This is a genomic window from Pseudomonas oryzagri (assembly GCF_020831405.1).
In the GTDB taxonomy this organism is placed as follows: Bacteria; Pseudomonadota; Gammaproteobacteria; order Pseudomonadales; family Pseudomonadaceae; genus Geopseudomonas; species Geopseudomonas oryzagri.
The window spans coordinates 127,920-141,498 of the sequence record NZ_JAJHPU010000018.1; the positions used below are offsets into that span (position 1 = coordinate 127,920).

At 70.3% G+C, this 13,579-nt stretch carries 12 protein-coding genes and 1 other RNA gene; 9 read left to right on the forward strand and 4 right to left on the reverse strand.

Features of this window, described 5'->3' with window-relative positions; translation table 11 throughout:
• Positions 1 to 24: 24 nt before the first annotated feature.
• The 4 genes from LMJ29_RS07545 to LMJ29_RS07560 form a co-directional block, all read right to left on the reverse strand.
• Positions 25 to 684, reverse strand: a complete 660-nt coding sequence (locus LMJ29_RS07545) for a 5-formyltetrahydrofolate cyclo-ligase (protein ID WP_229604903.1) — start codon at positions 682 to 684, stop codon at positions 25 to 27.
• Between the two features lie 118 nt (positions 685 to 802).
• Positions 803 to 980, reverse strand: a non-coding RNA gene (gene ssrS, locus LMJ29_RS07550) — 6S RNA.
• Positions 981 to 1,011: 31 nt separating this feature from the next.
• Positions 1,012 to 1,329 carry a cell division protein ZapA gene (locus tag LMJ29_RS07555; protein ID WP_229604904.1) on the reverse strand — a complete coding sequence of 106 codons (318 nt, stop codon included), beginning with the start codon at positions 1,327 to 1,329 and terminating at the stop codon, positions 1,012 to 1,014.
• A complete protein-coding gene (locus tag LMJ29_RS07560; protein WP_229604971.1) occupies positions 1,326 to 1,514 on the reverse strand; it encodes a TIGR02449 family protein in 189 nt (62 codons plus the stop codon). Before LMJ29_RS07560 ends, LMJ29_RS07555 begins: the two co-directional genes overlap by 4 nt.
• 154 nt (positions 1,515 to 1,668) lie before the next feature.
• Here LMJ29_RS07560 and LMJ29_RS07565 point away from each other — a divergent pair, with 154 nt between their 5' ends.
• The 9 genes from LMJ29_RS07565 to gcvP all read left to right on the forward strand — a co-directional run bounded on the left by LMJ29_RS07565 (position 1,669) and on the right by gcvP (position 13,548).
• The gene (locus tag LMJ29_RS07565) at positions 1,669 to 2,232 is read left to right on the forward strand and encodes a UPF0149 family protein (protein WP_229604905.1); all 564 of its coding nucleotides are present in this window, start codon (positions 1,669 to 1,671) and stop codon (positions 2,230 to 2,232) included.
• 32 nt (positions 2,233 to 2,264) lie between these two features.
• Positions 2,265 to 3,599 (forward strand): Xaa-Pro aminopeptidase, encoded by a 1,335-nt coding sequence (gene pepP, locus LMJ29_RS07570; RefSeq protein WP_229604906.1) that lies wholly within the window; start codon positions 2,265 to 2,267, stop codon positions 3,597 to 3,599.
• A 3-nt stretch (positions 3,600 to 3,602) separates the two neighbouring features.
• The gene (gene ubiH, locus LMJ29_RS07575) at positions 3,603 to 4,802 is read left to right on the forward strand and encodes a 2-octaprenyl-6-methoxyphenyl hydroxylase (RefSeq protein ID WP_229604907.1); all 1,200 of its coding nucleotides are present in this window, start codon (positions 3,603 to 3,605) and stop codon (positions 4,800 to 4,802) included.
• A gap of 63 nt (positions 4,803 to 4,865) precedes the next feature.
• A complete protein-coding gene (locus tag LMJ29_RS07580) occupies positions 4,866 to 6,116 on the forward strand; it encodes a 2-octaprenyl-3-methyl-6-methoxy-1,4-benzoquinol hydroxylase (protein ID WP_229604908.1) in 1,251 nt (416 codons plus the stop codon).
• 73 nt (positions 6,117 to 6,189) lie between these two features.
• On the forward strand, positions 6,190 to 7,191 hold the full coding sequence (locus LMJ29_RS07585; protein ID WP_229604909.1) for an extracellular solute-binding protein: 1,002 nt from the start codon (positions 6,190 to 6,192) through the stop codon (positions 7,189 to 7,191).
• Between the two features lie 127 nt (positions 7,192 to 7,318).
• On the forward strand, positions 7,319 to 8,935 hold the full coding sequence (locus tag LMJ29_RS07590; protein WP_229604910.1) for an ABC transporter permease: 1,617 nt from the start codon (positions 7,319 to 7,321) through the stop codon (positions 8,933 to 8,935).
• Positions 8,936 to 9,026: 91 nt separating this feature from the next.
• A complete protein-coding gene (gene gcvT, locus LMJ29_RS07595; protein WP_229604911.1) occupies positions 9,027 to 10,112 on the forward strand; it encodes a glycine cleavage system aminomethyltransferase GcvT in 1,086 nt (361 codons plus the stop codon).
• Between the two features lie 75 nt (positions 10,113 to 10,187).
• Entirely contained in the window at positions 10,188 to 10,571 is a 384-nt protein-coding gene (gene gcvH / locus LMJ29_RS07600) for a glycine cleavage system protein GcvH (protein ID WP_229604912.1), read from the forward strand.
• 106 nt (positions 10,572 to 10,677) lie between these two features.
• On the forward strand, positions 10,678 to 13,548 hold the full coding sequence (gene gcvP, locus LMJ29_RS07605) for an aminomethyl-transferring glycine dehydrogenase (RefSeq protein WP_229604913.1): 2,871 nt from the start codon (positions 10,678 to 10,680) through the stop codon (positions 13,546 to 13,548).
• Positions 13,549 to 13,579: the final 31 nt, after the last annotated feature.

Below are 13,579 nucleotides of genomic sequence, written 5' to 3' on the forward strand. Positions count from 1 at the left end.
TCGCGCCCCCTGGCGGCCGGCACGCTAGCGCAGCTGCGCCCGCTCCCTACTGGCGCGCGCCTCCTCCAGCTCCTCGCGTCGACAGCCGGCATGCCAGCCGCGGTCGGTCACGGTCGCGTGCAGCGGCACATCCCAACTTTCCAGCGGTAGGCGGTCGACCTGCTGGCAGGCGTGCGCCAGGCCGAGCAACACCGGTTTCTGCCAGTTGCGATGGCGCAGGCGGTAGGCCAGCGCGCGGTCGTAGAAGCCGCCGCCCATGCCCAGGCGGCCGCCACTGTCGTCGAAGCCGACCAGCGGCAGCAGCAGCAGATCGAGTGCCCATGGCCGGCGCTGGCGGGCCGCGCAGGGTTTCGGCTCGGGGATGCGGAAGCGGTTGCGGCCCAGGCGCTCGCCGGCTTCCAGGCGCTGGAACACCATGTGGGTGCGCGGCCAGTGCGCCAGCAGCGGCAGGTAGACCTGCTTGCCGCGCCGCTGCGCGGCCTGGCGCAGCAGCAGCGGATCGATCTCGCCGTCGTTGGGCAGGTACAGGGCGACGTGGCGGGCGCGGCGGAACAGCGGGTGCTGGGCCAGCTGGCGGTACAGATCGCGGGCGGCCTGGCGTTGCTGCCGGGGCGAGAGGGCGCGTCGGCATGCGCGCAGCGTGCGGCGCAGCGCGGGACGGGAGAGCTGGTCGGCGTGGATCATGGCGGGGTTGACGCTCCGGTCTGGGTCGCCGGCCCAGGGCGCCGCGGGCGATGCGGGCGGCGGGGGAGGGCAGCAGGGCTGCCGTGGGGCCGGCGGCTGGCCGGGCCCGAAAGGATGATGACTCCCCGAAGTGCCGCTGTCGGAGTAGCCCTTGAACCCGAAAGTTCAAGGTGGAGGCTGCAAGAAGCGTTAAGGCTTTCCGTCAGGCGGACATGCGCACCGGCTTCAGAGTGCAGCCCCCGGGGTAAGTGAATCGGCTCAGGGACGTAACCGACTGGCCAACACACCAGGGAGCTTGGGCAGAGTTTACCGCAATCTCTGCGCTTGTCATCCCTGCCGTTGGTCCGTCGCATCGTCCAGCAGGGCGCGATCGACCTTGTCGAGCAGGTCGCGGACCCGCTCGCGGGTCTGCCCGGCGTCCGGGCTGGCGACGCCCTGGCGCTGCAGCAGTTCGTGGGCGATGTTCAGCGCGGCGAGCACGGCGATGCGGTCGGCACCGATGACCTTGCCGCTGTTGCGGATCTCGCGCATCTTGCCGTCCACGTAGCGGGCGGCGCTTTCCAGGTTGGCGCGCTGCTGCGGCGGGCAGGCGATGGGGTATTCCTTGTCGAGAATCTGCACGGTGACGGTCTGCGACTGGGTCATGAGTCCTGCTCCAGGGCCTTGAGGCGCGATATCATCGATTCGACCGTATGCCGGGCCAATTCGTTCTGTTCCACCAGCCGGGCGCGTTCCTCGCGCAGCTGGCGATTCTCCGCGCGCAACCGTTCGTTGAGACGAATCAGCTGGTCGATCTTCGCCGTCAGGCGATCGAGGTCGGCGTCTTCCATGGGCTTGCGCTCGGGGGCGGATTGATCCGCAAAACTATATAGCAGAATGCCTCCCCCGGCGCCCGGATCCAGTTCGCAGATGGTCTTGGCGGGCGTGCCGGTGCTAGGATGGCCCTCGATATCCCCCTCTTTGTTCCGGTAGCTAAGCCCCGCCATGAGTCTTCCCGCCTCCGCCTATTCCGCCTTTTCCGCCATGCTCAGCGCCGCCGGCCAGAGCGTGTCGCCCGCCGAGCTGCACGGCCTGCTGCTCGGCCGCACCTGTGCCGGTGCCGGTTTCGACGCCGACCTGTGGTTGGCGGCCGCCGCTGAGGTACTGGATGCCGCCCCGGACGAGCGCCTGCGCCAGGCGCTGGTCGGCCTGCAGGAAATGGTCAGGAGCGACCTGGAAGGCGGCGAGCTGTCGCTGGTGCTGTTGCTGCCCGCCGACGAGGCGCCGCTGGCCGAACGCGCCGCGGCCCTCGGCCAGTGGTGCCAGGGCTTTCTCGCCGGCTTCGGCCTGACCGCTCGCCAGGGCAAGCTGTCCGCGGAGGCCAACGAGGTGCTCGAGGACCTGGCCGCGATCGCGCGTATCGAGGAGTCGCTGGAGGAGTCGGAAGACGGCGAGAGCGACTATATGGAGGTGATGGAGTACATGCGCGTCGCCCCCCTGCTGCTGCTCAGCGAGTGCGGCGGCCTGCCGGTCAAGCCGGCCGGCGACGCCAAACCGTCGCTGCACTGAACCGAACCGCATAGCCGTCGAGAGGCGCCTCCATGATCCGTATCGCCCAGTCCGAGTACGCCCGCCGCCGTCAGGCGCTGATTCAGCAGATGGCGCCGGGCAGCATCGCTCTCCTGCCCGCCGCGGCGATGCAGATCCGCAACCGCGACGTCGAGCATACCTACCGCCAGGATAGCGACTTCCAGTATCTGACCGGCTTTCCCGAGCCCGAGGCGGTGCTGGCGCTGATCCCCGGTCGTGAGCATGGCGAGTACGTGCTGTTCTGTCGCGAGCGCAATCCCGAGCGCGAGCTGTGGGACGGCCTGCGCGCCGGCCAGGACGGCGCCATGCGCCACTACGGCGCCGACAACGCCTTCGCCATCGACAGCATCGACGAGGTGCTCCCCGGCCTGATCGAGGGTCGCACGCGCGTCTACTACGCGATGGGCGCCAACCCCGAGTTCGACCGCCAGCTGGTCGGCTGGATCAACACCATCCGCAGCCGGGCGCGCCAGGGCGCCACGCCGCCCAGCGAGTTCGTCGCCCTCGACCATCTGCTGCACGAGATGCGCCTGTTCAAGAGCGCGGCCGAGATCGAGGCGATGCAGGCCGCCGCCGACATCTCCGCGCGCGCCCACGTGCGCGCCATGCAGGCCAGCCGGCCGGGGTTGCACGAGTACCATCTGGAGGCCGAGCTGGACTACGAGTTCCGCAAGGGCGGGGCGAAGATGCCGGCCTACGGCTCGATCGTCGCCGGCGGCCGCAACGCCTGCATCCTGCACTACCGTGAGAACGACGCGCCGCTCAACGACGGCGATCTGGTGCTGATCGACGCCGGCTGCGAGATCGACTGCTACGCCAGCGACATCACCCGCACCTTCCCGGTCAACGGCCGCTTCTCGCCCGAGCAGAAGGCCATCTACGAACTGGTGCTCAAGGCCAACCTGGAGGCCTTCGCCTACATCGCCCCGGGGCGGCACTGGAACGAAGCCCACGAGGCCACCGTGCGGGTGATCACCGCCGGGCTGGTCGAACTCGGTCTGCTCACCGGCACGGTCGAGGAGCTGATCGAGCGCGAGGCCTACAAGCCCTTCTACATGCACCGCGCCGGCCACTGGCTGGGCATGGACGTGCACGATGTCGGCGACTACAAGATCGGCGGCGTCTGGCGCGAGCTGGAGCCGGGCATGTGCATGACCGTCGAGCCGGGCATCTATATCGCCCACGACAACGAGGCGGTCGAGCCCCGCTGGCGCGGCATCGGCGTGCGCATCGAGGACGACGTGGTGGTCACCGCCGACGGCTGTCGCATCCTCACCGGCGGCGTGCCCAAGGCCGTGGCCGAGATCGAAGCGCTGATGGCTGCCGCGCGCAGCCCGGCGGTCTGAGCCATGGCCGGCAGCGAACAGGGCAGCGGGCGCATCGCCATCGTCGGTGGCGGTCTGGTCGGTGCCAGCCTGGCGCTGGCCCTGCAGCAGGGCGGCGCCGGCGCGCGCGGATGGCAGATCAGTCTGATCGAGCCTTACGCCCCCGGCGACGGTTTCCAGCCCAGCTACGACGCGCGCTGCTCGGCGCTGTCCTACGGCACCCGGCAGATCTACGAGCGCCTCGGCCTGTGGCCGGCGATCGCCGAACGCGCCGAGCCGATCAGCCGTATCCACGTTTCCGAACGCGGCCGCTTCGCCGCCGCGCGGCTGTCCGCCGCCGAGGAGGGCGTGGCGGCGCTGGGCTACGTGGTCGAGAACGCCTGGCTGGGCCATTGCCTGTGGCAGGCGCTGCATCGCGACGCCGTCGACTGGCGCTGCCCGGCGCGGGTCACCGCGGCCCGGGCGCAGCCCGGTGGCTACCGACTGACCCTCGACGACGGCAGTCCGCTGGACTGCGAGCTGCTGGTGCTGGCCGACGGCGGCCGCTCCGACCTGCGCCAGCAGCTGGGTATCCAGGTGCGCCGCACGCCCTACGGGCAGACCGCGCTGATCGCCAACGTCACCCCCAGCCAGGGGCATGGCGGCGAGGCCTTCGAGCGCTTCACCGCGGACGGGCCGATGGCCCTGCTGCCGCTGCCGGACAACCGCTGCGCGCTGGTCTGGACCCGCCCGGACGCCGACGCCGCGCGCCTGGCGGCGCTCGACGAGCGCGCCTTCCTCGCCGAGCTGCAGCAGGCCTTCGGCTATCGCCTGGGCGCCTTCGTCAAGGTCGGTGCTCGGCACAGCTATCCGCTGGCGCTGCTCGAGGCCGAGGAGCAGGTGCGCAGCCACCTTGTGGTGCTCGGCAACGCCGCCCACGGCCTGCACCCGATCGCCGGGCAGGGATACAACCTGTCGTTGCGCGACGTCATGGCGCTGGCGGAATGCCTGCTGCAGGATGGCGCGCGGCTGGGCGATCTGCGCCAGCTGCAGGATTACCTGGCCGGCCAGCGCCTCGATCAGCTGCTGACCGTCGGTTTCTCCGACAAGGTCACCCGGCTGTTCTCCAATGCCCGCGCGCCGCTGGCGCAGGCACGCAGCCTCGGCCTGCTGGGGCTGGAGCTGTGGCCGGCCGGCAAGCGCTGGTTCGCCCGCCAGGCCATGGGCCTCGGCACCCGGCCCTGAGGCCGGTCGCCTTCACCTTCTGAACGGGCTCCGCCGTTTCCGCGCGGGGCGCGAGGAGCAAAGATGCACGCAGACCTGATCATCGTCGGCGCCGGCATGGTCGGCAGCAGCCTGGCGCTGGCCCTTGCAGGCAGCGGCCTGCGCATCCTGCTGGTGGACGGCGGCGCGCTCGTCCCGACGCCATTCGATCCCGCCGCGCCCTTCGAGGCGCGGGTCAGCGCGCTGTCCGAAGCCAGCCGGCGTATCTTGAACCGCCTCGGCGCCTGGGACGGCGTGCTCGCCCGTCGCGCCACCCCCTATACGGCGATGCAGGTGTGGGACGGCTCCGGCACCGGGCAGATCCACTTCTCCGCGGCCAGCGTGCACGCCGCGGTGCTCGGCCACATCGTCGAGAACCGCGTGGTGCAGGACGCCCTGCTCGAGCGGCTGCAGGGCAGCGGCGTCGAGCTGCTGGCCCACGCACGCCTCGAACAGCTGCGCCGCTCGGGCAGCGGCTGGCTGCTGCAGCTGGCCGACGGCCGCGAGCTGCGTACGCCGCTGCTGGTCGCCGCCGACGGCGCCAACTCGGCGGTGCGCCGCCTGACCGGCTGCGCCACCCGCGAGTGGGATTACCTGCACCAGGCGATCGTCACCAGCGTGCGGTGCGAGAAACCCCACCAGGCGACCGCCTGGCAGCGTTTCACCGACGACGGCCCGCTGGCCTTCCTGCCGCTCGACCGCAACGGCGACCGCCACTGGTGTTCGATCGTCTGGTCGTGCACCCCGGGCGAGGCCGAGCGGCTGATGGCGCTGGACGATGCGGCCTTCGCCAGCGCGCTGGGACGCGCCTTCGAGCAGCGCCTGGGCGCGGTGCTGGAGGTCGATCCGCGCCTGTGCCTGCCGCTGCGCCAGCGGCATGCCAAGCGCTACGTCGAGCCGGGCCTGGCGCTGATCGGCGACGCCGCCCACGTGATCCATCCGCTGGCCGGCCAGGGGGTCAACCTCGGCTTCCTCGACGCCGCCACCCTCGCCGAGGAGCTGCTGCACGCCCACGCGCGCGGCGAGAACCTGGCCGACGTGCGCGTGCTGGGTCGTTTCGAGCGCCGGCGCATGCCGCACAACCTGGCGATGATGGCGGCGATGGAAGGCTTCGAGCGGCTGTTCCAGGCCGACGCGCTGCCGCTGCGCTGGCTGCGCAACGCCGGCCTGCGCCTGATGGATGGCCATCACGAAGCCAAGGGGCTGTTCGTGCGCCAGGCGCTCGGGCTGTCCGGCGATTTGCCGGCGCTGGCGCGCCTCGACGCGCTTGACGTGGGACAAGAAATGCCCGGCTGAGACGGCTTCCCGGTTGTTAAGGCAAATGGGAGTAACTATCATTTGCCGGGCAACCCACTACGAGGCGTGTTCCATGCAGGCAGACAAGAAGATTCTGGCAGCGCTGGCGCTGACTACCCTGGCCGGTACCGTGCAGGCCGCCGACGAGGTCGTGGTCTACTCGTCGCGCATCGACGAGCTGATCAAGCCGGTGTTCGACCGCTATACCGCCAAGACCGGGGTCCAGGTCAAGTTCATCACCGACAAGGAAGCGCCGCTGATGCAGCGCATCAAGGCCGAGGGCGAGAACGGCGTGGCCGACCTGCTGATCACCGTGGACGCCGGCAACCTCTGGCAGGCCGAGCAGATGGGTATCCTGCAGCCCATCGAGTCGAAGGTGATCGACGCCAACATCCCGCCGCAGTACCGTTCCAGCAGCCACGCCTGGACCGGTCTGTCGCTGCGCGCGCGGACCATCGTCTACTCGACCGACCGGGTCAAGCCGGAAGAGCTGTCCACCTACGAGGCGCTGGCCGAGCCGAACTGGGAAGCCCGCCTGTGCCTGCGCAGCAGCAAGAAGGTCTACAACCAGTCGCTGACCGCCACCCTGCTCGAGGCCCACGGCGCCGAGAAGACCGAGGCGATCGTCAAGGGCTGGGTCAACAACCTGGCCACCGATCCGTTCGCCGACGACAACGCGGTGATCCTCGCGGTGGATGCCGGGCAGTGCGACGTCGGCATCGTCAACACCTACTACTACGGTCGCCTGCACCAGGAGAACCCGGGGCTCAGGGCCAAGCTGTTCTGGCCGAACCAGGCCGACCGCGGCGTGCACGTCAACCTGTCCGGCGTCGGCCTGACCAAGCACGCCCCGCACGCGGAGGCGGCCAAGAAGCTGGTGGAGTGGATGACCACGCCGGAGGCCCAGGGCCTGTTCGCCGAGATCAACCAGGAATATCCGGCCAATCCGCAGGTGGCGCCGTCCAAGGAAGTCGCCGCCTGGGGCAGCTTCAAGGCCGACACCATTCCGGTGGAAGTGGCCGGCAAGCGCCAGGCGGAGGCGATCCGCCTGATGGATCGCGCCGGCTGGAACTGATAGCCGTCCGCCTTTGGTAAACTCGACGCCCCGGTGCCCAGCCGGGGCGTTTTCGTTTGGCCGGGACGCGTGTGCATGAGATTTGCATTGGCTGGCGTACCCGTGTTTTGTCAGCCAAGGAGTCTGCGTGGCCCATTCCGCCCAACGCCGCTGGTATCCCCTCGCCGCCACCATCGCTGCCCTGGTCCTGTTGCCGCTGAGCGTCCTGCTGCTCAGCTGGAGCGAGGTTGACGGCGAGATCTGGCGTCACCTGTGGGACACCCAGATGTCGCGCCTGCTCGGCAACACCCTGACCCTGGTGCTCGGCGTCGGCGTCGGCGTGAGCCTGCTCGGCGTCAGCCTGGCCTGGCTCACCGCGCTGTGCGAGTTCCCCGGCCGCAAGTGGCTGGACTGGGCGCTGATGCTGCCGTTCGCCATTCCCGCCTACGTGCTGGCGTTCGTCTTCGTCGGCCTGCTGGACTTCTCCGGGCCGGTGCAGAGCCTGCTGCGCGAGTGGTTCGGCAGCGGCCTGCGCCTGCCGCGGGTGCGCTCCACCGGCGGGGTGATCCTGGTGCTGGTGCTGGTCTTCTATCCCTACGTCTACCTGCTGGCGCGCACGGCCTTCCTCGCCCAGGGACGGGGGCTGATGGAGGCGGCGCGGGTGCTCGGCCTGTCGCCCTGGCAGGCGTTCTGGAAGGTGGCCCTGCCGGTCGCGCGGCCGGCCATCGGCGCCGGCGTGGCGCTGGCGCTGATGGAAACCCTCGCCGATTTCGGCGCGGTGGCGGTGTTCAACTTCGACACCTTCACCACCGCCATCTACAAGACCTGGTACGGCTTCTACAGCCTGTCCGGCGCCACCCAGCTGGCCAGCCTGCTGCTGCTGGCGGTGATGCTGCTGCTCTACGGCGAGCGCCGCGCCCGCGGCGCCAGCCGTCCCGGTAACGAGCGGGCGCGCACCGCCGCCCTGTATCAGCTGCGGGGCGGCCGGGCACTGGCGGCCTGCGCCTGGTGCGGCCTGGTGTTCCTCTGCGCCTTCGTCGTCCCCGTGCTGCAGCTGCTGGCCTGGTTCTGGCAGCGCGGCCGCTTCGACCTCGACGAGCGTTACGTCGGCCTGATCCTGCACACCCTCTACCTGGGCGCGCTGGCGGCGCTGATCACCGTGGCGCTGGCCATGCTGCTGGCCTTCGCCCGCCGCCTGGCGCCGACCCGGCGCATGCAGGCGCTGGTCGGCCTGGCCAACCTCGGCTACGCGCTGCCCGGCTCGGTGCTGGCGGTGTCGATCATGCTGGCCTTCAGCTACCTGGACAATCATCTGGTGATTCCGCTGTCCGCCAGCCTGGGCGGCGCCGGCAAGCCGCTGCTCTTGGGCAGCCTGGGCGCGCTGCTGCTGGCCTACCTGATCCGCTTCATGGCGGTGGCCCACGGGCCGCTGGAAAGCAGCCTGGCGCGCATCCGTCCGTCGCTGCCGGAGGCCTCGCGCAGCCTCGGCGTCGGCGGCGTGACGCTGTTCCGCCGGGTCTACCTGCCGCTCCTGGTGCCGGGCACCCTGAGCGCGGCGCTGCTGGTATTCGTCGACGTGCTCAAGGAGATGCCGGCGACCCTGCTGATGCGCCCGTTCGGCTGGGACACCCTGTCGGTGCGGGTGTTCGAGATGACCAGCGAGGGCGAGTGGGCGCGTGCGGCCTTGCCGGCGCTGACCCTGGTGCTGGTCGGCCTGCTGCCGGTGATCGGCCTGATCCGCCGCTCGGCGCGTCGTTACGGCTGAGTGGCGGCAACATTACGTCTGACGTGTGAACGTGTCAGTTTCCCCCCAGGGGGCTACAATGCGCGCCATTCGACGCCCGCAAGGAGATCCCATGGGACAGCGTACGCCCCTCTATGATCTGCACGTGGCGCTTGGCGCCAAGATGGTCGATTTCGGCGGCTGGGATATGCCGCTGCACTACGGTTCGCAAGTCGAGGAGCACCATCAGGTGCGCAACGACTGCGGGGTTTTCGATGTCTCGCACATGACCGTGGTCGACGTCGTCGGCGTGCAGGCCGGGGAGTATCTGCGCCGTCTGCTGGCCAACGACGTGATGCGTCTCGACAGGGTCGGCAAGGCACTGTACAGCGTCATGCTCAACCCCGTGGGCGGCGTCGTCGACGATCTGATCGTCTACCGCTGCGTCGAGGGTTACCGCCTGGTGGTCAACGCCGCCACCCGCGCCAAGGACCTCGCCTGGCTGCAGGCGCAGGCCGAAGGCTTCAGCGTCGAGCTGCGCGAGCGCCCCGAACTGGCCATGCTCGCCGTGCAGGGCCCGCACGCCCTCGAGCGCTGCACCGAGCTGCTCAGCCCGGAGCGCGCCGCCGTGGTGCGCGAACTCAAGCCGTTCCACGGCCTGGCGCTGGGCGAGTGGTTCATCGCCCGCACTGGCTACACTGGCGAGGACGGTCTGGAGATCATCCTGCCGGCCGGCGAGGCGCCGGGCCTGTTCAACGAGCTGGTCGGCGCGGGCATCGCCCCGGCCGGTCTCGGTGCCCGCGACACCCTGCGCCTGGAAGCCGGGCTCAATCTCTACGGCCAGGACATGGACGAGGGGGTGACGCCGCAGGCCGCCAACCTCGCCTGGACGGTGGCCTGGGAGCCGGCCGACCGCGACTTCATCGGCCGCAACGCCCTCGAGGCGCAGCGCGCCGCCGGCGGCGCGGAAACCAAGCTGGTCGGCCTGGTGCTGGAGGAGCGTGGCGTACTGCGCGCCCACCAGGTGGTGCGCGTGGCCGGCATCGGCGACGGCGAGATCACCAGCGGCAGCTTCTCGCCGACCCTCGGCAAGTCCATCGCCCTCGCCCGGGTGCCGGCCGGCACCGGCGAGCGCGCCGAGGTGGAGATCCGCGGCAAGTGGTACCCGGTCCGCGTGGTGAAACCGAATTTCGTCCGCCACGGCAAGCCGCTCATCTGAGCGGCGGCCGCTGGTCCCGATAGAGCTGCAACATTGCCGGCGCGCCGCGCCTCACTTCTTCCAAGGATTACAATCATGAGCAATGTACCCGCCGAACTGCGTTACGCCTCCAGCCACGAATGGGCTCGTCTCGAAGCCGACGGCAGCGTCACCGTGGGCATCACCGACCATGCCCAGGAAGCTCTGGGCGACGTGGTCTTCGTCGAGCTGCCGGAAGTCGGCAAGTCGCTGGGTGCCAGTGAGGCGGCCGGTGTGGTGGAGTCGGTGAAGGCCGCCTCGGACATCTACGCGCCGCTGGCCGGCGAGGTGATCGCGGTCAACGAGGCGCTGGCCGATGCGCCGGAGAGCGTCAACAGCGATCCGTACGGTGCCTGGTTCTTCAAGCTCAAGCCGGCCAGCGCCGCCGATCTCGACCAGCTGCTCGACGCCGCCGCCTACCAGGCCAGCTGCGACGCCTGATCCTCCTGTCGCTGGTGGCCCGGACCGCTGCCGGCGGGTCGCCAGCTCCGCGCTTTCCCCGCTCCGGCTGCCGCGGTGGCCGGACCCCCGTACCGGAGTTCGTGTCATGTCCCGTCCCAGCGACCTGCTGCAGCCAGAAGCCTTCCTTCATCGCCACATCGGTCCCGACGCCGCCGAGCAGCGCGCCATGCTCGCCGCCCTCGGCGTTGCCGAGCGCGCCGAACTGATCGCCCAGACCGTGCCGCCGGCGATCCGCCTGGCCGGCCCGCTGGCGCTGCCGCCGGCGCTCGACGAGCAGGCCGCGCTGGCCCGCCTGCGCGGCTATGCCGAGCAGAACCAGTGCTGGACCAGCCTGATCGGCATGGGCTACTACGGCACCCACACCCCGCCGGTGATCCAGCGCAACGTGCTGGAGAACCCCGGCTGGTACACCGCCTACACCCCCTACCAGCCGGAAATCTCCCAGGGCCGCCTGGAAGCGCTGCTCAACTTCCAGCAGCTGACCAGCGACCTCACCGGCCTGGAACTGGCCGGCGCTTCGCTGCTCGACGAGGCCACCGCCGCCGCCGAGGCGATGGCCATGGCCCGCCGGGTGGCGAAGAGCGCCAGCAACCGCTTCTTCGTCGACGCCGGCTGCCATCCGCAGACCATCTCCGTGCTGCAGACCCGCGCGAGCGGCTTCGGTTTCGAGCTGGTGATCGACAGCCCGGACAACCTGGGTCAGCACCAAGTGTTCGGCGCGCTGCTGCAGTACCCCGACACCCACGGCGAGATCCGCGACCTGCGGCCGCTGATCGAGCAGCTGCATGCCCAGCAGGCGCTGGCCTGCGTGGCCTGCGACCTGCTCGCCCTGGTGCTGCTCACCCCGCCCGGCGAGCTGGGCGCCGACATCGCCCTGGGCAGCGCCCAGCGCTTCGGCGTGCCGATGGGCTACGGCGGCCCGCACGCCGCCTTCTTCGCCTGCCGCGACGAGTTCAAGCGCGCCATGCCCGGGCGGATCATCGGCGTGTCGAAGGACGCGCGCGGCAACGTCGCCCTGCGCATGGCCCTGCAGACCCGCGAGCAGCACATCCGCCGCGAGAAGGCCAACTCCAACATCTGCACCGCGCAGGCGCTGCTGGCCAACATGGCCGGCTTCTACGCCGTCTACCACGGCCCGGCGGGCCTTAAGCGCATCGCCGGGCGGGTGCAGCGGCTCACCGCGATGCTCGCCCAGGTGCTCGAGCAGAAGGGCATCGTGCGCCTCAACCGCCAGTTCTTCGACACCCTGACCCTCGAGGTCGGCGGCACCCAGCAGGCGATCCTGGAGAGCGCCCACGCCGCGCAGGTCAACCTGCGCATCCTCGGCCACGGCCAGGTCGGCCTCAGCCTCGACGAGACCAGCACCCTGGACACCGTCGCCCAGCTGCTGCACATCTTCCTCGGCGCCGACCACGGCATCGACCTGGCCGCGCTGGCCGACGACGCCGGCCTGCCCGGCGGGATTCCCGCCGCGCTGGCGCGCAGCTCGGCATTCCTCGCCCATCCGGTGTTCAACAGCCACCACAGCGAGACCGAGATGCTGCGCTACCTGCGCCAGCTGGAGGGCAAGGACCTGGCGCTCAATCAGGCGATGATCCCGCTCGGCTCCTGCACCATGAAGCTCAACGCCACCAGCGAGATGCAGCCGGTCAGCTGGCCCGAGTTCGCCAGCCTGCACCCCTTCGTGCCGCGCGAGCAGGCGCGCGGCTACGGCCTGATGATCAGCGAGCTGGAGCGCTGGCTGTGCGCCATCACCGGCTTCGACGCCATCAGCATGCAGCCCAACTCCGGCGCCCAGGGCGAGTACGCCGGCCTGCTGGCGATCCAGCAGTACCACAAGAGCCGCGGCGAGACGCAGCGCGACCTCTGCCTGATCCCGGTCTCGGCGCACGGCACCAACCCGGCCACCGCCAGCATGGCCGGCCTGCAGGTGGTGCTGGTGGCCTGCGACAAGAGCGGCAACGTCGACCTCGACGACCTCAAGGCCAAAGCCGCGGCGGCTGGCGACCGCTTGTCCTGCCTGATGATCACCTACCCCTCGACCCACGGCGTATTCGAGGAGGGCATCCGCGAGATCTGCGAGCTGGTGCATGCCCAGGGCGGCCAGGTGTACATGGACGGCGCCAACCTCAACGCCCAGGTCGGCCTGAGCCGGCCGGCCGACATCGGCGCCGACGTCTCGCACATGAACCTGCACAAGACCTTCTGCATCCCGCACGGCGGTGGCGGACCCGGCATGGGGCCGATCGGCGTCAAGGCGCATCTGGCGCCCTTCCTGGCCAACCACCCGGTGGTCGAGCTGGACGGCCCTCTGCCCGGCAACGGCGCGGTCAGCGCCGCGCCCTGGGGCAGCGCCAGCATCCTGCCGATCAGCTGGATGTACATCGCCCTGATGGGCCCGCAGCTGCAGGAGGCCACCGAGGTGGCGATCCTCAACGCCAACTACCTGGCGGCGCGCCTGGGCGAGGCCTACCCGGTGCTCTACAGCGGACGCAACGGCCGGGTGGCCCACGAGTGCATCATCGATCTGCGCCCGCTCAAGGCGGCTACCGGGATCGGCGAGGAGGACGTCGCCAAGCGTCTGATGGACTACGGCTTCCATGCGCCGACCATGTCCTTCCCGGTGCCCGGCACGCTGATGATCGAGCCAACCGAGAGCGAGTCGAAGGCCGAGCTGGACCGTTTCGTCGAGGCCATGCTCGGCATCCGCGCCGAGATCGCCCGCGTCGAGTCCGGGGAGTGGCCGGCGGAGGACAACCCGCTCAAGCATGCGCCGCATACCCTGGCCGACGTCACCGGCGAGTGGCGCCGCCCGTACAGCATCGCCGAGGCGGTGACCCCCAGCGCGCACACCCGGGCGTTCAAGTACTGGCCGGCGGTCAATCGGGTCGACAACGTCTACGGCGACCGCCACCTGTTCTGCTCCTGCGTGCCGGTGGAGGCCTACGCCGAGTAAGCCGGTGCGTCTGACGCAGACACGAAAAAGC